This window comes from Mesorhizobium sp. (assembly GCF_024509055.1).
In the GTDB taxonomy this organism is placed as follows: Bacteria; Pseudomonadota; Alphaproteobacteria; order Rhizobiales; family Rhizobiaceae; genus Mesorhizobium.
The window spans coordinates 1-20,611 of the sequence record NZ_JANINM010000444.1 but is presented as its reverse complement, the minus strand read 5'-3'; the positions used below and the strand labels follow the sequence as shown (position 1 = coordinate 20,611).

Sequence of the window (20,611 nt, the reverse complement as noted above, 5' to 3'; positions counted from 1 at the left end):
CGTTTGCCAGCCACATAACCAACAATCGGTGGATCGCAAACCGTTCGGGCATAGCAACAAGTCCTTCCAATTGTAAGCGCGCCCGGCGTCGCAAGCCGCGTCCGGGTCATTCCTCGTCACCCACCTTACGCACATCACCACCTTAGCCGCAAAGGCTCCGCGCCAAAGAGCAGATATTTTGAGAGTCACCATACACAAGTGTATTGACCGCGAAAAGACACATGTGTATGGATGGCTCATCATCCTGTTTTTGGCTCGTGGGGGCGTTCTTGCGGACTGCGCGTGTTGTCGTAATCGGGGGCGGGGTTGTCGGCGCCTCTGTGCTCTACCATCTCACCAAGCTCGGCTGGACCGACGTCATAATGCTTGAGCGAAAGGTGCTGACGGCCGGCTCGACCTGGCATGCCGCGGCAGGCTTTTTCGCGCTGAACGGCGACCCCAACATGGCCAAGCTTCAGGCCTATGGCATTGGACTGTTCAAGGAAATCGAGAAGGAGAGCGGCCAGAACGTTGGGCTGCACATGTGCGGCGGCATCAATGTCGCGTCGACCGACGCCCGATGGGAGTTCCTTCGGGCCGAAGCCGCGAAACACAAGGTGATGGGCCTTGAATCCCACCTTATCGGGCCCGACGAGGTCAAGGCCCTCAACCCGTTGATCGACACCGATGGCGTGAAGGGGGCTCTTTACGACCCCAATGAAGGCCACCTCGACCCCTATGGCTGCACCCACGCTTATGTGAAAGCGGCGCGAGCCCGCGGCGCTACGCTTCTTGAGCAAACCCGCGTTACGGATCTGAAGCAGCGTGCCGATGGCGGCTGGGACGTCATTACGGACAATGAGGTCATCGTCGCGGAACACGTGGTGAATGCGGGAGGGCTCTGGGCGCGCGAAGTCGGGGCCATGGCCGGAGTGAGCCTCCCACTGACGCCCTTTGAACACCACTACCTCATCACTGAAGAAATCCCCGAACTTAAGGCGCATGGCAGGGAAATCGCCCTGACCGTCGACCTGGACAACGAACTCTACATGCGCCAGGAGCACAATGGCGTTTTGCTCGGTGTCTACGAGACGCCGGCGACGCCTTGGTCGCTTTCGGGAACGCCTTGGACCTACGGCGAGAGCGACCTGCTTCCGCCAAGGCTCGATCGGCTAGAAGACGCCCTCGTGCGTGGCTTCGCCCGCTTTCCGTCAGTCGCTGAGGCGGGTATCAAGCGGATCGTCAACGGGCCTTTCACGTTCTCGCCGGACGGCAATCCGCTCGTCGGGCCGGTTCCCGGCCTCAGGAATTACTGGGCAGCCTGCGGCGTTATGGCCGGCTTCAGCCAGGGCGGCGGCATAGGCCTGACGTTGGCGCAGTGGATGATCAACGGTGATCCCGGCTCCGACGTCTTCTTCGCAATGGATGTTTCACGTTTCGGGGATTTTGCGTCGCGGGACTACTGCGTCGCGAAGGGCAAGCAGTTCTACGAGCGCCGCTTCCGGATCGCCTATCCGAATGAAACCTGGCCGGCGGCGCGACCCTGTCGCACGTCTCCGGTCTATGATGATTTGAAAGAGCAGGGGGCGCGTTTCGCAGAGAGTTTCGGGCTTGAGGTCCCGCTTTATTTCGCCCCCAGGGACTTCGACGAAGAATACACGTTCCGACGCAACAACGCCTTGCAATTCGTCAACGCCGAAGTCCAGGCGACAGCGAATGCAGCGGGCCTCCTCGATGCCTCCAGCTTTTCAAAGTTTCTGATCACGGGTTCGAAAGCCGAAAAGTTTCTCGATCGGTTGATCGCAGGCAAGTTGCCGAAGCCCGGCCGCGTCAGGCTCGCGACCCTTCTTAACGAGGAGGGGCGGCTGATGGGCGACATGACCTGCGCCAGGCTCTCCGACAACGGCTTCTTGCTCATGGGATCGGGTTACCTCCAAGGATTCCATACACGCTGGTTTGAGGAGAACCTCTCGGAGTCTCACGTCGCCATCCGCAATCTGACGCGCGAGAATCCGGGCTTCGTACTCTCCGGACCAGCCTCGCGACAGATCATAGCCGAAGCCCTCGGGATCGATGCGTCAAACGCAGCAATCCCGATGCTGTCGGTCCATACGATCGCGACCGATTTCCCGATCACGTTGGCGCGCATCTCGCTGTCCGGAGAGCTGGGCTACGAAGTCTACTGCGACGCGAAGAACATGCCGGATCTGAGGCGCAAGTTGCTGGCGGCAGGCGCGGGGCATGGTCTGAGGGAAATAGGGATGCGCTCGCTCAACGCCATGCGCGTCGAGAAGAGTGCCGGGGTCTGGTCGCTCGAGTTTACGCCAAACTATACCCCCGCGATGTGCGGCCTCGACCGCTTCGTCGACTACGAAAAGAGCTATTTCGTCGGCCGCGACGCGGCCTTGCGCGACCGCGATGCGCCGCCGGCGCGCAAGCTCGTGACGTTCGAACTCGCGGCCGAGGACGCCGACGTTTCCGGATACGAACCCGTCTCAGCCGGCAAGCAACTCGTTGGCTTCGTCACTTCGGGCGCCTGGGGCCCTCGCACGAAAAAGAGCCTCGCGATGGCCTACGTCGATCGTGCCGCCTTAACGCATGACGATTTCTCCGTGGAAATCCTGTCCCGAAAGATTCCCGCGAGGCTCCTTGAGGGATGCGCCTACGACCCGGCCGGAACTCGGATGCGGAGCTGAGCGATCACCGCGGTTTCTCAGTAGATCCAGCGCGACACCCCAAGACGGTCGCCAAAAAACTGAACGGCACCTGAACTAATAGCGGCTTCCGCTGAAGCAGCTTGGAACAACTAACCGGGAGATTTCAAATGGACAACAACACGAAGGTCGACACCAAGCTCGCCGATATGCGCTTGCTCAGCCCCTTGCGCCATACGACCGACGCCGAGTCGTCCCTCGAATTGGCCGAGGAACAAGCGCGCCATTTCGGCATCGACACAACCACCCCTTTCGGCCGCTCGCTGGTCAACCTGGCGATCCGAATCTATGAGACGAACAGCGCCTCGGGCGACCTCCTCCGCGCTACGATGGAAGGCCTGTCGCAGGTCGACAGGAAGAACCGCATCGCGTGGTTCAATGCCAAGCGTTTCATCAGCTTCCAGCTGGCGAAAATCCTGGACACGCACCAGAACCCGTCGCGCGCCACGTACCAGTCGATCACAACCCACGACGGCAGCTCGATCTCCCGCGGCGCATACCCGCTTTTCGACAACGTCACCGCGCTCTTCTCCGCGAACCCCGTCATCACCCGCACCGCGACGTACATGTTCGCCTGCTCGGAATGGGTTGAAGACGCCTTCAATGGGCGCGAACCCCTCCATCACATCTACTCGCGCCTGCTGAACCCGACCTCAATCGCCCTCGCCAACCATATCGTCGACGTCGAATGCGGCGAACTATCCAATCAATACATGGCGTGGAACTTCAACTCGGGCATGGCCGCGATCGACGGCATCCTCAGCCACCTGCTCGGCGCGCGCGACATCCTGCTGGTGTCCCGCAACATTTACGGCGGCGCCTACCAGCTGATTCACGACTGGTACGGCAAGTCGTCGAACCTCGACGTAGCGGTCATGTTCGTTGACGGGTTCGAAGGGTGGGATTTCGCCAAGGCCATCGCCCAGTGCAAGATTAAATACGCCGAGCGCATCGCCGAAGGGCGGAAAGTCTACTGCTACATCGAAAGCCCCTGCAACCCGCATGGCTACGTCCTGGATGTCGCCGCGATCTCGCGCGCATGCCACGAAGAAGACATCACCGTTATTTGCGACTCGACGGTAGGTACGCCGCTTCTGTGCCCGGTCCTGAAGCGTCAAGACCCGATGGAGCGGCCGGACTTCGTCATGCACTCGTACACCAAGGATCTCGCCGGCTTCGGCTCGACCACTGCAGGCGTCATCATTGGGCGGAACGAAGACATGTTCCTTCCCAAGGGCACCAGCACTACGGCGAAGGCTCCCAATGGAAAGGAGCGCACGATCAACTGGAACGAGACCATGTTCTGGAACGTGTACTACATCAAGGGCGCGTTCCTCGATGCGGACAAGGCCTTCGAGGTGATGACTGGCATGAAGACCTTCGAAATGCGCGTCGTTGCGAAGGCCATCAACACCATCACGCTAGCCAGGGCCCTGGACGCGCATCCCGACATCAACGTGTCGTGTCCGGTCCTTCCCTCAAGTCCCAGCCATGCCCAGTTCAAGAAGGGCATGTGGCAGGAGCTTCCGGCAGGTCTCTTCACCATCAACATGGAGGGAAAGAGTTCCCGCGTCGAGATTCCCCGGGAAGCCTTCAAGCGCTTTTTCGACATGCTCGAGCCCGCGATCGGCATGCAGGTCAGCCTGGGCCAGACCAACACGGTCGCCCTTTGCCCGGCTCTCACGACGCACTCCGAACTCGATGCCAAAGCGCTGGCGGAATCGGGAATTCTCCTCACCACCACCCGCATCGCGGTCGGTCTCGAGGATCCGCGCGCGCTGCTCGCCCACATGCAGCGCGCGGCCGAGCTTGCGATTGACGAGTACGTGCCCGGGTTCTCGCGCGGCTTCCTGCCACCCGAGCAGATCGATGCGATTTACCGCGAGACGTATCTCGAAGTGCACAGGAAGTTCATTGATGCCCAGCCGAGCTACAGCCGTCTCGTGAACTGACCGCGCAGGCCCACAGGCGGATCCGCCTGTGGGCCGACGAGGTGCCCGGATCGGTTGAAGAGAAGTCGAGATGACAAGAAGCTTTTCCGCGCTCACGCTCTTCAAGGAGGGGGTCACCGGCCACGCCGGCTGGGCACCACTGTGGCGACGAGCCCAGCCGAAGCCGAGCTACGACGCTGTCGTCGTGGGGGGCGGGGGCCATGGCCTGGCCACCGCCTACTACCTTGCCAAGAACCACGGCATCACCAACGTCGCCGTAATCGAGAAGGGATTCATCGGCGGCGGCAACACCGGGCGCAACACCACCATCGTCAGGTCCAACTATTTCTATCCGGAATCTGTGGCGCTCTACGACTTCGCGCTGCGGCTCTACGAAGGGCTATCGAAGGAACTGAACTTCAACATCATGTTGAGCCAGCGGGGAATGTTGATCGTCGCGCACACCCCCGCGCAGATGGAAATTGCCAACCGCATCGCAAATGCCATGCAGATCAACGGCGTCGATGCGGAGCTTTGGACACCCGAGCAGGTCCGCCGAAAGATTCCCATCCTCAACGACGGACCTGACGCGCGCTATCTCCCTCATGGGGGTGTCTGGCAGGGTCGCGCAGGCGTCGCCCGGCACGACGCGGTTGCTTGGGGCTATGCCCGCGGCGCGTCCAACTTGGGCGTAGACATCATCGAGAACTGCGAGGTCGCCGACTTCATCATAGAGAACGGCGCCTGCGCAGGCGTTGAAACCTCGAAGGGCCGTATCCAGGCCCCAACCGTCGGCGTTGCGGTCGCCGGTCACTCTTCGGTCCTGGCGGGCAAGGCCGGCGTGTCGCTTCCCATCCAGTCATACGCCCTCCAGGCGTTTGTATCCGAGCCCTTGAAGCCCTGTTTCGACACCGTTCTGCTCTACCTCGGCACCGGCACATACCTGAGCCAGTCCGACAAGGGCGAACTGGTCATCGGCGGTGGCCTGGACCGCATTCCGTCCTATCGGCAACGGGGCAATCCGGCTTTGCAGGAAACCATCATCTCGGGCCTACTCGAAATGATCCCCGCCTTGGGCCAGACCCGCCTGATGCGCCAGTGGGCGGGCATCGTCGACGTCGTGCCCGACAGCTCTCCGATCATCGGGCCGACGCTAGTCAGGGGTCTTTACCTGAACTGTGGCTGGGGAACCGGGGGCTTCAAGGCCATTCCCGCCGGCGGCTGGCTGCTGGCACATCTGATGGCGAAAGGAGAGCACCATCCGATCAGCCGACCTTTCGATCTGGACCGTTTCGCAGCAGGCCGCCTCATCGATGAGGCCGCCGGCGCCGGCATCGCGCACTAGAGGGCCCCATGCATATCTTCTCGTGTCCATATTGCGGGCCAAGGGATGAGACCGAATTCCATTTCGCGCTCGAATCCGGAAAGCACAGGCCCGAGCCCGCGGCCGCCGTGTCGAATGTCGACTGGGCCCACTATCTCCACTTCAAGCGCAACCCGAAGGGTGAGACCAGTGAGGTTTGGCTTCACTTGACCTGCGGGGAGTACTTCGTCATGCGCCGGGACACCCTGTCCCATGACGTGCACGAAACACGGTGTCTGCACGGAGGCCGGCCATGACCAGTTGGAGGCTACAGCAGGGCGGCGGCATCAATCGACAAAAGCCCATAAGCTTCACGTTCGATGGCCAAACCTTCTCCGGCTACGAAGGGGATACCATCGCGTCAGCCTTGCTCGCGAACGGCGTGAAGACCGTTGGGCGGAGTTTCAAGTACCACCGTCCCCGCGGCATATGGGGTTCCTGGACGGAGGAACCCAACGGCCTGATGGACGTCACCATCAATGGCCTAACTACCCCTAACGTCAGGGCGACCACCGAACACCTTGTGCCGGGGATGTCGATCCGGGCGGTGAACGCGAAGCCCACAGCCGCGCAGGACCGGCGGAAGCTGCTCGACGTGCTTTCTCCGTTTCTGCCGGCTGGCTTCTATTACAAGACATTCATGCGGCCGAGCTGGCGTGCCTGGGAGCCGATGATCCGCGCCCTCGCGGGCCTCGGAAAACTTGATCCCGACCATCGTCCTCCGGCTGACGTGCCGCAGATGAACGTCACTGCGGACGTGCTTGTCATCGGTGGAGGCCCGTCCGGCTTGGCGGCGGCGCGTTCGTCTGCAGCTTCGGGCCGGAACGTCATCCTTGTCGACGACCATCCCCTGTTGGGCGGATCGCTTGTCCACCGGGGCGGAGAAGTTGATGGAGCGGGCTGGCAGCAGTGGGTCGAAGGAACCAGGCAGGCAATCGTTGAAGCCGGGGGGCAGATCCTCCTTAACACCACAGCATACGGCATCTACGACCACAATCTGGTCTGTGCCTGGCAGCGCTCGGCCAGCGGGCACGTGTACTGGCGCATCCGGCCGCGCGAAATCATCATCGCGGCCGGCGCGATCGAACGGCCGCTTGTCTTCGGGAACAACGACGTTCCCGGGGTTATGTCGGCCGATGCGGGGCTGAGCTACCTTCGGCGGTATGGGGTTGCACCGGGGCGGAAGGTCGTGATCGCGACCAACAACTCGAGCGCCCATCCGGTCGCAACAGCGCTGCTTGAGGCGGGTTGCAGGGTCGAGCTATTCGACGTGAAGGGCCATCCACGGAATCACGGCGACATCGCAATCAGAACCGCTATCACGCCGCCGGCCGTGATCGGAAAGTCTGAGGTTTCTGGCGTCGCGGTCGACGGCCAGTACTTCGACGCCGACGCATGCTTGGTAAGCGGCGGATGGACACCGACCGTGCACCTGTTCTGTCAGGCCGGAGGCAAACTTGCCTATGACGAAGCCCGGGCCGCGTTCGTGCCAGGGACGCGCCTGGCCGGGATCACCGTGGTAGGCGCAGCAAACGGACAGTTCGATCTGTCGGCCGCCCTCGAGGATGGACACTCGGCGGGAGGTGCAGCTGCCAAGCCCCCTGCCGCAAAACACGAAGCCTACCGCGTCAGCGCATCCTGGCCTCATAAGCCGCCGCGGGGCCGGGCCTGGATCGATTACCAGAGCGACGTCACTGCCAAGGACGTCGCGTTGGCCGCCCGGGAGGGCATGCACTCTGTCGAGCATCTCAAGCGTTACACGACGCTCGGCATGGCGACCGACCAGGGCAAGTCCTCGAACATGAACGGTCTGGCGCTCATGGCCTCGCTTACAGGACGCTCGATCCAGGAGACCGGCACGACCACCTATCGGCCACCGTTTACGCCCGTGCCACTTACGGTGATTGCCGGCCGCAGGCGTGGCAGCCTGTTCAATCCGCTCAAGCGGCTTGAGCTTGAAGTGGAGCACCGCCGGCTAGGCGCTCAGCTGCGCGAATACGGCGGCTGGCTGAGACCCGCCTGGTTCGGCCGGGGCGCCGACGGCAAGCTGGAGATTGAGCGGGAAGCCAGGACCGCAAGGGACAGCGTGGCGCTCTTTGATGGGTCTCCCCTCGGAAAAATCGAAGTCATCGGACCGGACGGGGAGCAGCTTGTCGACTTCCATAGCTACAACCGGCTCTCGAACCTCGCGCCGGGCCGCATCCGCTATGGCTTCCTCCTGTCTGAGGCCGGTGCTGTCTACGACGACGGCGTCACCATGCGGCTGGCCGACGGCCGCTTCATCGTGTCCTGTTCATCGGGGCACGTGGAGGCCGTGCGCTTCCGCCTGGAGGATGCGCGTCAGGACCGGTTCCCCGCCGCGAGGGTCGCAATCCACGACAGCACGTCGCAGTGGGTGACACTGACCGTCACCGGACCGCGCTCCCGCGACCTGCTTCAGGGCTGTGACCTTGGAATCGACCTCGATGACCGGCAGCTCCCGCATATGGCAGTGGCCGAAGGGACGTTCGCCGGGGAGAGGCTGCGTATTGCCCGGGTCAGCTTCACGGGTGACCGGTCCTACGAAGTCTCCGTTCCGGGGTACAAAGCGCGGGAGCTCAAATCCCGGTTGGAGAGGAACCTCGAAAGGTTTCAAGGGACCTGGATGGGTTCCGAGGCTCTGCTAATCCTGCGAGCTGAAAAGGGCTACATCATTGTCGGCAAGGACACCGACAGCGAGACCTTCCCGCATGACCTTGGTGTTTCCGGTCCCCGCGACAAACGGGCCGACGAATACATCGGCAAACGCTCCCTGTTCATGCCGGAAGCGCAAAGGGCAGGGCGGCGCCAATTTGTCGGACTTAGAGTCGGGCCTAACGAGCCAGCCCTGACACCGGGTTCCCACATCGTGGAACGTGACGGAAACCGCAGAAGGTCCGTTGGCTATGTCACGTCAAGCTATCCCAGCCCGACACTCGGTGCGCCGATCGCCCTTGGACTGCTTCAGAACGGTTTCAAACGGATGGGCGAGGAAGTGATGGTCTATCACGATGGTCTCGAGCGTCGCGCCGTCGTTGCCGATCCGGTTGCAGTCGACAGCGAGGGAGCTCGCCTCAATGCGTGAACTCGAGTGGCCCACACCCCTTTGGCGTCCTGACCTGCGTCTGGCGGTCAACCAGGAGATCGAAATCACGTCGCCGCAGGGACTGAGCCAGCTTCAAGTTACCGGCGACCTGGATGAAGCAACGAAAGCGCTATCCTCCACTGCCACGCTTTTGCGGCCCCTTGGACTTTGCGAGCCCATTGGCGATGGACCTTATGCCGCCAGCATCGGCCGGAACAGTTGCCTGTTCGTCTCCAAGAGACGGCCAGACTGCAAAGAGGGTTGGGACAACCGTGGCTTCGCGGTCAGCTTCGCTCAGTGCGCCTACACGATTTTGGACGTGACGGGGGCCGAAGCAGAGACGGTGTTGCGGAAGTCCTCCAACGCAGCCTTTTCGGCGGGCTCAAAGTCAGCGGCCATCAAGTTCGCCGGGCAGGCGGTGCTCCTGCTGCGGCTCGAGGGCGGTTTCCGCCTGCACGTGCCGAGCCCTTCAAGGGAATACCTGATCGAATGGCTTCTCGGTACCTGTCCCGGCGGAATCGTGAGGACGTGAGGAGGGCAAGATGTTGCAGCCAATTCCACGGACACAGCATTTCGCGTTTCTGCTGGCCGACAAATTTTCGATGTATTCGCTCGCTGCGGCCATTGACACGCTCCGCGTGGCGAACCGTTTTGCCGGAGGGGACGTGTACAGCTGGACAACTGTCTCGGCGGCAGGCGACCCGGTGGTCGCGTCCAACGACCTGCCTATCAAGATCGACTATGCCATCAGTGACCTGCAGAAAGCCGATATCCTCTTCGCCTGCCTAGGCGTCACCACGGATTTTTCCGGGAAGTCCAAGGCCCTGGCAGCCCTGCGCACGTGGGGACGTCGCGGCGCTGCCCTCGGGGGGCTATCTGTAGGCGCCTACCTTCTCGCCGAAGCGGGCCAACTGGACGGGCATCGATGCACGATCCATTGGGAGTATCGCGCAGGGTTTCTCGAAAATTTCCCCGACATCGATTGCACGTCGAACGTCTATGAAATCGACCGCAAGAGATACAGCTGCGCCGGTGGGACGACGTCGACGGACCTGATGCTGGAGATCGTCCGCAGAGACCTCGGCCCGGAAATGGCCAATCGTGTAGCCAATTACCTTCAGCATGATCGCATACGTTCGTCCCACGATCGGCAGCGGGTCGGCCAGGAGCGTGACCTCAACGGCGTTTCCGACAAACTCCAAAAGATTCTGCGGTTCATGGCGGACAGCTTTGACAGTCCCTATTCGGCCAAGGCCTTGGCTCGAGAGGCGGGCATCTCGGTCCGGCAGGTGGAACGCCTTTTCCTTCGCCACCTCAAAACTCCTCCTGGCCGCTACTTCATGCGCATGCGCCTGGAGCGAGCCCGGGAATTGCTGCACCAGACCAACATGCCGATCCTCAACGTCGCGATGGCCACCGGCTTCACGTCCCACAGCTACTTTGCGCAAAGCTATCGATCGGAGTTCGGGCGACCGCCGTCAGAAGACCGCCGTCAAACCTATTGAGATTCCGGTTCAAGACGGCCGGGCGAATGGAAGCTTAACAGCCCGTTTTCTGCTTGTCGCGCCGCTGCACTTGGATCTGGCGTCCGCAACCGATCAGAGCGTCATCCGGGAGTCGCGATTGCTGCAGTGGGAGGCGAAACAGAGTTTGTCGTTTCCATACACACCTGTCTAGCTTGGCTTGGAACGGCGGTGCGGAGGAACCCAACGTCTCAAGAGCCTAGGCGGACACGGGGGGCGACGAAATGTCCCCTCCGCCAGGAACGATCCTCCCGAAATCGACTGTTCAGCATGAAATCTTCACTCAACAACAACAAAGGATAAGGGGAATGTCCAACAGCAAAGTCACTGGCGAAGGGTTCCTGAACCGGAATGGAAAGCCGGTCTCACCAAGGGTCCTCTCCATGGCGGAAGACACGCGGGCGGGCCGGATGGACCGACGCGAGTTTCTCGCGATCGCTTGCGGCATGGGCGCTTCGGCAGCGGTCGCTTACGGAATGCTCGGATTGGCGTTGCCCACGGCAGCCAAGGCCGAAGAGCCTCGCAAGGGCGGAACGCTTAAAGTTTCGATGTCCTGCAAGGACCTGGCCGATCCCCGTATCGCAGCGTGGGCGGAGTCCGGCAACCTTGCCCGCACCTTCCTTGAGCCATTGGTGAAGTACGAGCATGATTTCTCGTTCAAGCCGATGCTGCTCGAAAGCTGGGAAGTCAACGACGATGCGACCGAATACGTTCTCCATCTGCGCAAGAACGCGGTGTGGAACAACGGCGACCCGTTCAACGCCGACGACGTGATCTTCAACATCAAGCGCTGGTGCGAGAAGGATGCCGCCGGCAACTCCATGGCCGCCCGCATGACGAGCCTGATGGACCCGAAGACTGGCAAGCTCAAAGACGGGGTTGTGATCAAGGTGGACGATCACACCGTAAAGCTGGCGTTGCCAACGTCCGACATCACGCTGGTCGCCAGCTTCACCGACTACCCCGGTCTGATCGTGCACCGTGATTTTGAAAAAATGGGTGGCGACATCGTCAAGCATCCCGTCGGAACCGGGGCATTCGAGCTTGTGAGCTACTCGGCCGGGAACAAGGCATCGTTCAAGCGCCGGACGGATGGCAAGTGGTGGGGAGGCGAAGCCCACCTCGACGGCATCGATTTCATCGACTACGGGACCGACCCGAACGCGATGATCAACGCCTTCGAGTCCAAGGAAATCCACACGAACTACGAGACGACAGGCGACACCGTCAAAATCCTTGATGGCATGGGCCTGGTGCGCTCCGAGGTCGAGACTGCCGGAACGATCGTGGCGCGGACCAACGTCAAGGCGAAGCCATATGACGACAAGCGCGTGCGGCAAGCCCTGCAGGCCGCCGTTGACAACGCGGTGGTCCTCAAGCTCGGATACGACGATCTAGGGACGGTGGCTGAGAACCATCACGTTTCTCCGATCCATCCGGAATACTTCAAATTGCCGGAGCAGAAGCGCGACCTTGAGAAGGCCAAGAAGCTCATGGCGGACTCGGGCCAAGCCGCCTTTGAGCACGAGTTGATCACGGTCGACGAGGATTGGCAGAAGAACAGCGGCGACGCGATTGCGGAGCAAATCCGCGAGGCAGGTATCAAAATCAAGCGGACCGTTTTGCCGGGCTCAACGTTCTGGAACGACTGGACGAAGTATCCCTATTCGATCACCGTCTGGAACATGAGGCCGCTGGGCGTCCAGGTGCTGGCTCTTGCCTATCGCACGGGCGAAGCCTGGAACGAGAGCGGCTTTTCGAATGCCGAGTTCGACCAGAAGCTCGGTGAGGCGCTCAAGATCGCCGACGTCGAGAAACGGCGCGCGATTATGGGCGACCTCGAACGCATCCTTCAGAGCGAAGGCGTTCTGATCCAGCCGTTCTGGCGCAAGCTCGTCAATCACTCGGCGCCCAGCGTGAAAAACGTCTTCATGCAGCAGTCGAATGAGCTGAACTACGAGCAGGTTTGGCTCGCCGAGTAGCCGGGCCAACCATTGACCGCAACGAGCGACAGGATCGGGTCGGCGCCCGGTCCTGTCCATGAACCTGGATTGCACCATTGGAAACAAGAGGTTTCATCGGCCGGAGGCCCCGCGCTGAAGTCGCGCACCGGGTTCCCCCCGGGCAACATGAGACGACGGAATTCCCCGTTCTCTCGATCGGGCCGACGCCCCTCATCGACATGCCACGATGGGCGCTGTCAGTGAAGTTGCAAGGCAAGCTCATGGCCCGCATGGACTGGGAGCAGTTTACCAGCCTGGAGAACTCGCGCTGGCAGGTCGACATCCACTGCGTGACCCGCTGGTCCAAGTTCGATACGAAATGGCGCGGCATTTCCCTGGACACGATCATAGCCCACGTCGGCATGGGCGACGTGCCGGCGTACCTGTCCGCTGTTTCGCTCGACGGATACTCGACCAACATTCCGACTGCCGACCTGTGTGGCAGCCGCGCGATGATCGCGACCCACTACGAGGACGAGCCGCTGACGCGCCACCATGGCGGGCCTGCGCGCCTGCTCGTGCCGCATCTCTACTTCTGGAAGAGCGCCAAGTGGGTGTGCGAGCTGAATTTCACCGACACGGAAGTGCAGGGGTTCTGGGAAACCCGCGGCTATCACAACTACGGCAATCCCTTTGCGGAGCAGCGGTTCGATGGAGAGTGACATCAAGCTTGCCGACGTTCCGATCCTTCTGCAGAGCGCGCCGCTATGGATGCCGACGGCAATCAAGGAGGTCCGCCAGGTAACTCCGACGATCAAAGCCTTGCGCTTTGACGTTCCTTGGGGCGATGCCTTCAGGGCGGGCCAATGCATTGATTTCAGGCTGACGGCAGCCGACGGCTACACTGCCCAGCGCTACTATTCGATCGCGACCGCGCCGGATGCCAGCAAGACGGTCGAGGTCATGGTCGAAAGGCAGGAGGGGGGCGAAGTTTCGACCTTCTTCCATGACATTCTGGAGTTGGGCGACCTCCTCGAGGTTAGAGGCCCCATCGGTGGCGGTCCATTCACGTGGCAGCCATCGGACCCGGGCCCGATCCTGCTGATCGGTGGCGGGTCCGGCGTCGTTCCCCTGCTGTCGATGGTCCGCCATCGGCAGGCGGTCGGCTCACATACGCCGTTCACGCTCATCTACTCGGCAAAGACCCACGATGACATCCTGGCCCGTGAAGAGCTTCTGGCCGCTGCCGCCGATGATCCGCATCTTCAACTCGTCATTACGCTCACTCGCGAAAGCGTCATTCGCCCGGGCTTCAGAATAGGGCGTTTGACCAAAGAGGTGGTGCGTTCGACCCTGAGGGGCGCTTGGTCCAGGCCCGAAACGTGCTTCATTTGCGGATCCAACGCGTTCGTCGGCGATATGTCGGACTACCTGCTCGAGGAGGGGCTTGAAATCCACCAAGTCCGCACCGAGCGCTTCGGCGGATGATCGCAAACGGCAAGCCGGAGTGACATCGTGAGCACAGGGGATCGATCGAGAGGGCGGATTCAACCTGTCCGACGGGCCTGCTTCGCCTGGTCGGCATTGAAGATCTCGAAGACCTCCACACCGTCTTGGATGCCGCCATTTCAGATTCGGTCGGCATCTAGAAGGAACCCTGTCATCAGGCGGAGATGGTGGCAGGTCTTCACGGATTTTGTCTGGATTGTTCTTCGCTAGCCACACCCGCTAGCGGTGCTTTGATAACGAAGGAACATTTGCATGAGCCAGCTACCGAGACCGCCTAGGCGTGAGCGCCGCCGCGCCAGCGGCGAGGGGGACAAAACGGCGCCGAGACAGGAATCCTACCGGTCCCTTCGCACACCGTTCGCCCCGCTGTCTGTGTTCACGGACGACCGGATTCACGCAATCCATGAGACCGCCCTGAAGGTGCTCGAAGAACTCGGGATCAAGATACTGCTTCCCGAAGCGCGCTCAATCCTCGCTCGGGCGGGGGCCCTGGTCGATGAGAACACGGAAATGGTCCGCATCGGCCGGGATATCGTGAACGCCGCGCTCGCATCGGCGCCCAAGTCGTTCAAGCTGCGGGCAGGCGATGCAAGCCGCGATGTAGTGATGGAACTTGGAACCATGGCCTTTGTCGCAGGGTCCGGAGCTCCGAATGTCACGGATCGGGAACGGGGGCGGCGTCCAGGGACGCTTGCTGACTACGAAGAGCTGGTCCGGCTGGTCCAGGCATTTGATGTGCTGCACTTGCAGGGACCGTACATCGAGCCCCAGGATGTCGATATGCGCTTCCGCCACTATGCGACCTTGCGCGCCCAGCTCACGCTATCCGACAAAGTTCCGTTCATCTTCGCCCGTGGCACGCCGCAGACTGAAGATGGCTTCGAGCTTATCCGCATCGCTCGCGGGCTGTCCGCCGAGGAATTCCAGAACGGCGTTCATACCTACACCGTGATCAACACGAACTCGCCACGTCAGCTCGATATCCCGATGAGCCAAGGGATCATTGATTTCGCGCGTGCGGGGCAAGCCTCGATCATAACGCCGTTCTGCCTCGCCGGAGCGATGGCTCCCATCACGATAGCAGGGGCCCTCACGCTCCAACACTGCGAGGCGCTGGCCGGAATCGCTCTGGCCCAGCTAAGCAAAGCGGGTGCCCCTGTGGTCTATGGAAGCTTCTCGTCCAACGTGGACATGAAGTCGGGCTCGCCGGCGTTCGGCACGCCGGAGCACTTCAAGGCCACATTGGGCGCAGGTCAGCTAGCCCGCATGCTTGGACTGCCATGGCGCTCGGGTGGCGGGAGCGCCGCGAACGCATCGGATGCCCAAGCTGCTCACGAAACCCAGTTCGCGCTGTGGGGGTCGGTCCTGGCTGGCGGCACGGTCTGCCTGCACTCGGCGGGTTGGCTGGAGGGCGGGCTCAGCGTCTCGTTTGAAAAGCTGGTCACGGATGTGGAGGCGCTGCAGATGGTGGCGGAGGTTTGCCAACCGACGCCCAGCGACGACGATGCCATAGGATTCGATGCCATTTCAGAGGTGCTACCCGGCGGACACTTCTTCTCGGCTGCCCACACCATGGCGCGCTATCGCACTGCCTTCTACGAGCCCCTGGTCGCCGACTGGTCCAATTTCGGAAACTGGACGCAGGCCGGCAGCCAGACGGCTACGGAACGCGCGACGGGTATCTGGCAGCGGATAGTCGCGGAATCCCGACCGTTGGATAACGCAACCTTTAACGAAGCGCTTGACGCATTCATCGTACGGCGAACCGCCGAAGGCGGAGCCGCTCCCGTCTCCTGAAGTGGCGCGCTCCGTGAAGCTCACAAGCGATCCTCAAGCCTCGTACCGTTCCCAAGGGGGCCAGCCTGATGTCAGAACTTCCCGCGATGTCCCAGCCAGAGGCTGCTCAATTCCGCGACGACGTTTTCAAGGATGAGAGGAAGAAGACGTACCTGAATCCTGAAGGGGCTGACCGTCCGCTCAAAAGTCCTCTTTCTCCGGACATCCTTCAGCGCGCGCGCCTGCACCGCATCGGCCGCATTCGAGAGCAATTGCGGAAGCGAAACTATGACGGACTGCTGCTCTATGATCCTGTCAACATCCGCTATGCGCTCGACAGCTCCAACATGGCCATCTGGACCATGCACAATTCAACACGCTACGCGCTGATCCTTACCGACGGGCCGGCCGTCATGTTCGAGTTCGCGGGGTGCGAGCACCTGAACGCGGGCCTGCCCGGCGTGGATGAAGTTCGGAACTCGATTAGCTGGATTTACTTCACGTCCGGCGACCGCCTGGAAGGCAATGTCGCCAGGTGGGCTGACGAGATCGCGGACCTGCTTCGGGCCGGGCAGGGGAAACGCAGGCTGGCGGCGGACAAGGTCGAGCCCCTCGGCGTATTTGCGCTCCAGCAGAGAGGGGTCGAAGTCCTCGAAGGGCAGGAGGTAACCGAGCACGCCAGATGCATCAAAAGCAAGGACGAGCTGGCGTTGATGCGTTGGACCATTCGCGTCTGCGAAGCCGGGATGGCGAGGATGTACGAGATGTCTGAGCCTGGCCGTACCGAACAGGAGATCTGGGCTGAGTTGCATTTCGAGAACGCGAGGTCGGGCGGGGAATGGCTCGAAACCAAGCTACTTTCGGCCGGCGCCAGAACCAACCCTTGGTACAGCGAATGCTCTGATTACGTGATTCAGCGAGGGGATATGATCTCCTTTGATACCGACATGGTGGGACCGTACGGCTACTGCGCCGATCTATCGCGCTCTTGGACCTGCGGGCATATCCGGATGGGCAACAAGCAGCGCGAGCTTTACGCCGCGGCCCGCGACCAGATCGAGCACAACCTCGCGCTCTTGAAGCCAGGGCTTGATTTCAGGGATTTCAACGCGATGTCCTGGCAGATCCCGGAGAGATATCTGCCCTATCGCTATACCTGCGCGGTGCACGGCACCGGCATGGCGGATGAATGGCCTGTGGTTTGGCTGCACCCAGACTTCGCGACGAACCCGTCGGGCAGGTTCGAAGAGAACATGGTCGTCAACGTGGAAAGCCTGATCGCGGAGGAGGGGTCCGAGAGCATCAAGCTGGAGACGCAAGTGCTCATCACTGCACATGGTGCCGAAAGGTTGGACACGTTCCCCTGGGAAGACCAATAGCCGGCAGAAGATGTCCGGCGATGCCTGGAGGTGCCAACGATCGGCGGCCGTTCTTTAAGATGCAGCCGTTTCCTTTCACGACTTCGACAGGACAGATCATGACATTTCATATCAGCCTTGGGGCGAGCATCCGGAAGTCGGTCTTCTTCGATGCGACGGTAGCCGACGGTGCCAAAAGCTTCACCGTTTACAACCACATGTACATGCCCGCGCATTTTGGTGACCCGGCGTCGGAGTATGAGAAATTGATCCACGATGTGGCGATGTGGGATGTCGCCGCGCAGCGCCAGGTCGAAATAGCAGGTCCCGACGCGGAGACGCTTGTCCGCTATCTGACGACTAGAGATCTTGGACAAGTCATTCCGGGCGTTGGTCGATACGTTCCGCTCTGCAATTACGAGGGAAGCCTCATCAACGACCCGGTACTGCTGCCGATCGAGGCTGATCGGTTCTGGTTCTCGATCGCGGACAGCGATATCGAGTTGTGGTCACAAGCGATCGCCCGCGAAAAGGGATTGGACGTCCGCATCTCCGAACCCGACGCCTCGCCGCTGGCGATCCAAGGCCCGAAGGCCTTCCGCCTGGCTGAGGCATTGTTCGGTTCCTGGACGCGGGACCTTCGCTACTTTCATTTCCGCGAAGCAAAGCTCGACGGCATCCCACTGCTTGTCGCCCGGTCCGGGTGGTCCAAGCAAGGCGGCTTCGAACTCTACCTCCTCGACCACACGCGGGGCACCGAACTTTACGCCAAGGTCAAAGAGGCGGGGCGACCCTTTGGCATCGGGCCAGGTGCCCCTGGCGATCAGGAACGCATAGAGAGCGGACTGCTGTCCTACGGCACAGACTGTCGCCATCTGAACCATCCGGCAAATCCATTCGAACTCGGGTTGGGTAAGCTGGTCGGGCTCGATCGAGCGGACGACTTCGTTGGCAAGCGTGCTCTGCGAAGGATCCTTGCCGATGGCGTCAAACGCCGCCGCACGGGTTTCATCGTCGAGGGCCCCGCAGTGACGGCTAATCAGGAAGCGATCCCGATTTTGAGCCTTGGCCAAGAGGTCGGCTACATCAGCGAAATGGTCTGGTCCACCCGGCTCACCCAAAACATCGCGACAGGCATCATCGGCAACCAAGTCGAAGACGAAGCGAGCGACCTGGCAATCATGTTCAATGGGGAGGTGCGATCTCTGACGATCGCGGCGCTGCCATTCATCTGACCTGTCCTACCGCTTTCCCGTTGAAGAGTTCGATTTGATCTGTGGGCCCCTCGCGCAAGGGCACTTGAGACCGCGGCAGCTCAAAAGCGAGCGGAGGGAGCGGCTTTGCATTGGGCGCGGCTCGGTGCTGGGGCGATGGGACAGGTCGCAGACCGGATAGCCCGCTCCAAAGCGACAATCTTATCCGTGAATGCCGAGGCCAAATGGCCGCGTCCAAAACCCAAAAACTCTGAGGAGTTTAATGCAAATGCTGAGTGGCTCGATGACCGCGCTCGTGACACCGTTCCACATGGATGGCCGGATCGATGACAAAGCCTTTCGCGACCTCGTCGAATGGCAGATCGCCGAAGGCACCGACGGCCTGGTCCCGGTCGGCACCACGGGTGAGTCACCGACGCTGAGCCGCGACGAGCATCATCAGGTAGTCAAAACATGCGTGGAAGTGGCGCGCGGCCGCGTTCCGGTGATAGCGGGCGCCAGCTCTAACAGCACCGAGGAGGCGATCGGGTTCGTAATGTACGCCGAGCAGGTCGGCGCCGATGCTGCTTTGGTAGTGACGCCGTACTACAACAAGCCGACCCAGCGCGGGCTCTACGAGCATTTCGCGGCCGTTGCCAAGGCGACAAAGCTGCCCATTATCGTCTACAACATCCCGCCGCGGTCCGTCATCGACATGACACCAGAGACGATGGGCCGGCTCGCGCACGATTTTAAGAACATCGTCGGGGTGAAGGATGCGACCGGCAAGGTCGAGCGCGTATCTGAGCAGCGCGCCGCTTGTGGCAAGGATTTCATCCAACTATCCGGTGAGGATGCTTCCGCGCTCGGCTTCAACGCCCATGGTGGCGTCGGATGCATTTCGGTGACGTCAAATGTAGCGCCACGACTCTGCGCCGAGTTTCAGGCGGCGACCCTTGCCAACGACAAGGAGCGATCGCTCGAGCTGCAGGACAAGCTCCTGCCGCTGCACAAGGCGATCTTCCTGGAGCCGGGCTTGTCTGGCGCGAAATATGCCCTTTCGCGGCTGGGTCGGCTGCAGAACGTGGTGCGCTCTCCGCTCGTAACGGTGGAGACGGAAACAGGTAAGAAGATCGATGAGGCGATGAAGTTTGCCGGGTTGATGTGAATCGATGCGGATATGACTGCGGCCGGCGGAATTCGAAACGTCGCCATATATGTACGCCACGTCGGCCGCATTCTTGATTGGGTTTTCTGCACACGGATGAAGTCTCGGCGTTTCCGAGCTTGTTGCGACCATTGCGACAAGGCGGAGATCAAACGCCGAGGGGCGACGGGATACATTGCTCGAGTGATTGCTGGCTAGAGTTCATAGGGCCAATGCCAGCTGGCTGCGTCCGCTTGGTTGGGAATGCTTTCCCGAGTTGGCGGATCAGCCGCTTGGTTGAACGTACCGACGCTGGAGGCGACTCGGCTCGTCGGACAGCCGCACTTACGGGCGGGGTTCGATGGAATCATTGACGCGCTAAAGCGGCGCAGAACCTGAACGTGACGATGAAGAGCAAAATCAGTCTGGCCTCTATGCACAGTCATCGCATTGTCGCAGTTGAGCGGCGGTGGGTCGCTTTTCTATGAACGAACATCGGAAAGCCATGGGAACATCACCGTGTTCAAGGTGCTCTCCGGCAAGTCCGCCGGAGGGATAATTGGGAAGCCGGATTTATGCCGGCGCTGCCCCCGCAACGGTAGCGAAGTTCGTCCCGACGACGAGCCACTGGGTGACGAGCCTGGGAAGGTGTCGGGACAAGTCCGCCAAGGACGGCTTCGGAGCCCGGAAACCAGCCTCGAACCTGTTGAACTCGACTGATCGCGGTGGGCGATTAAGAGGCTGGACTATCGCGGTCGGGTCGCCAGACCTCTGAAAGACCGGGGCAGCTTTCCTCCAACGCGCCACCACGTTCGGTCCCTTGGCGAGGATGGACATGGACGCGCGCAACGAAATGCTGAAGCTAATCCGCGAAAGGCGCGATGGCTTTTCGCTGGAACAACCCTTCTACATCGACCCGGACTTCTTCAAGCTCGATATGGAGTTGATCTGGTACCGCGACTGGCTGTTCATAGGCCATGATTGCGAATTGCCGAAGCCGGGCTCCTTCATCACCGCCCAGGTCGGCGACTATCCGGTGGTGCTGGTGCGCGACCAGCAGGGCAGGATCAAC

Annotated in this window: 14 protein-coding genes, 1 pseudogene and 1 riboswitch; all 15 genes and pseudogenes read left to right on the top strand. The window is 61.2% G+C overall.

The annotated features are described in order from the left end of the window. Positions 1 to 269 precede the first annotated feature (269 nt). Entirely contained in the window at positions 270 to 2,675 is a 2,406-nt protein-coding gene (locus Q0L57_RS24890) for an FAD-dependent oxidoreductase (RefSeq protein ID WP_296745722.1), read from the top strand. 128 nt (positions 2,676 to 2,803) lie between these two features. After that, the gene (locus Q0L57_RS24885) at positions 2,804 to 4,645 is read left to right on the top strand and encodes a PLP-dependent transferase (RefSeq protein ID WP_296745721.1); all 1,842 of its coding nucleotides are present in this window, start codon (positions 2,804 to 2,806) and stop codon (positions 4,643 to 4,645) included. 70 nt (positions 4,646 to 4,715) lie between these two features. Further along, a complete protein-coding gene (locus Q0L57_RS24880; RefSeq protein ID WP_296745720.1) occupies positions 4,716 to 5,969 on the top strand; it encodes a sarcosine oxidase subunit beta family protein in 1,254 nt (417 codons plus the stop codon). 8 nt (positions 5,970 to 5,977) lie between these two features. Then, complete coding sequence (locus tag Q0L57_RS24875) at positions 5,978 to 6,244, top strand: sarcosine oxidase subunit delta (RefSeq protein WP_296745719.1); 267 nt, start codon at positions 5,978 to 5,980, stop codon at positions 6,242 to 6,244. Next, positions 6,241 to 9,090, top strand: coding sequence for a 2Fe-2S iron-sulfur cluster-binding protein (locus Q0L57_RS24870; RefSeq protein ID WP_296745718.1), 2,850 nt, complete (start codon positions 6,241 to 6,243; stop codon positions 9,088 to 9,090). Before Q0L57_RS24875 ends, Q0L57_RS24870 begins: the two co-directional genes overlap by 4 nt. Next, on the top strand, positions 9,083 to 9,622 hold the full coding sequence (locus Q0L57_RS24865; RefSeq protein WP_296745717.1) for a hypothetical protein: 540 nt from the start codon (positions 9,083 to 9,085) through the stop codon (positions 9,620 to 9,622). The genes Q0L57_RS24870 and Q0L57_RS24865 overlap by 8 nt, the downstream gene beginning before the upstream one ends. A 10-nt stretch (positions 9,623 to 9,632) precedes the next feature. Next, positions 9,633 to 10,595, top strand: coding sequence for a GlxA family transcriptional regulator (locus Q0L57_RS24860; protein WP_296745716.1), 963 nt, complete (start codon positions 9,633 to 9,635; stop codon positions 10,593 to 10,595). A gap of 401 nt (positions 10,596 to 10,996) precedes the next feature. Continuing rightward, the gene (locus Q0L57_RS24855) at positions 10,997 to 12,595 is read left to right on the top strand and encodes an ABC transporter substrate-binding protein (protein ID WP_296745813.1); all 1,599 of its coding nucleotides are present in this window, start codon (positions 10,997 to 10,999) and stop codon (positions 12,593 to 12,595) included. Between the two features lie 77 nt (positions 12,596 to 12,672). Next, entirely contained in the window at positions 12,673 to 13,278 is a 606-nt protein-coding gene (locus Q0L57_RS24850; protein ID WP_296745715.1) for a molybdopterin-dependent oxidoreductase, read from the top strand. After that, positions 13,268 to 14,044, top strand: a complete 777-nt coding sequence (locus tag Q0L57_RS24845; protein WP_296745714.1) for an FAD-binding oxidoreductase — start codon at positions 13,268 to 13,270, stop codon at positions 14,042 to 14,044. Before Q0L57_RS24850 ends, Q0L57_RS24845 begins: the two co-directional genes overlap by 11 nt. A gap of 273 nt (positions 14,045 to 14,317) precedes the next feature. Beyond that, positions 14,318 to 15,862, top strand: coding sequence for a trimethylamine methyltransferase family protein (locus tag Q0L57_RS24840; protein WP_296745713.1), 1,545 nt, complete (start codon positions 14,318 to 14,320; stop codon positions 15,860 to 15,862). A gap of 68 nt (positions 15,863 to 15,930) precedes the next feature. After that, positions 15,931 to 17,220 carry a Xaa-Pro peptidase family protein gene (locus Q0L57_RS24835; protein WP_296745712.1) on the top strand — a complete coding sequence of 430 codons (1,290 nt, stop codon included), beginning with the start codon at positions 15,931 to 15,933 and terminating at the stop codon, positions 17,218 to 17,220. A 98-nt stretch (positions 17,221 to 17,318) separates the two neighbouring features. Continuing rightward, positions 17,319 to 18,434, top strand: a complete 1,116-nt coding sequence (locus Q0L57_RS24830) for a glycine cleavage T C-terminal barrel domain-containing protein (protein ID WP_296745711.1) — start codon at positions 17,319 to 17,321, stop codon at positions 18,432 to 18,434. A 247-nt stretch (positions 18,435 to 18,681) separates the two neighbouring features. Further along, positions 18,682 to 19,560: a 4-hydroxy-tetrahydrodipicolinate synthase gene (gene dapA / locus Q0L57_RS24825; protein WP_296745710.1), complete on the top strand. Its 879-nt coding sequence runs from the start codon at positions 18,682 to 18,684 to the stop codon at positions 19,558 to 19,560. A 488-nt stretch (positions 19,561 to 20,048) separates the two neighbouring features. Continuing rightward, positions 20,049 to 20,254, top strand: a riboswitch (cobalamin riboswitch). A gap of 120 nt (positions 20,255 to 20,374) precedes the next feature. Beyond that, positions 20,375 to 20,611: pseudogene (locus Q0L57_RS24820) on the top strand (Rieske (2Fe-2S) protein); the annotation flags it as partial.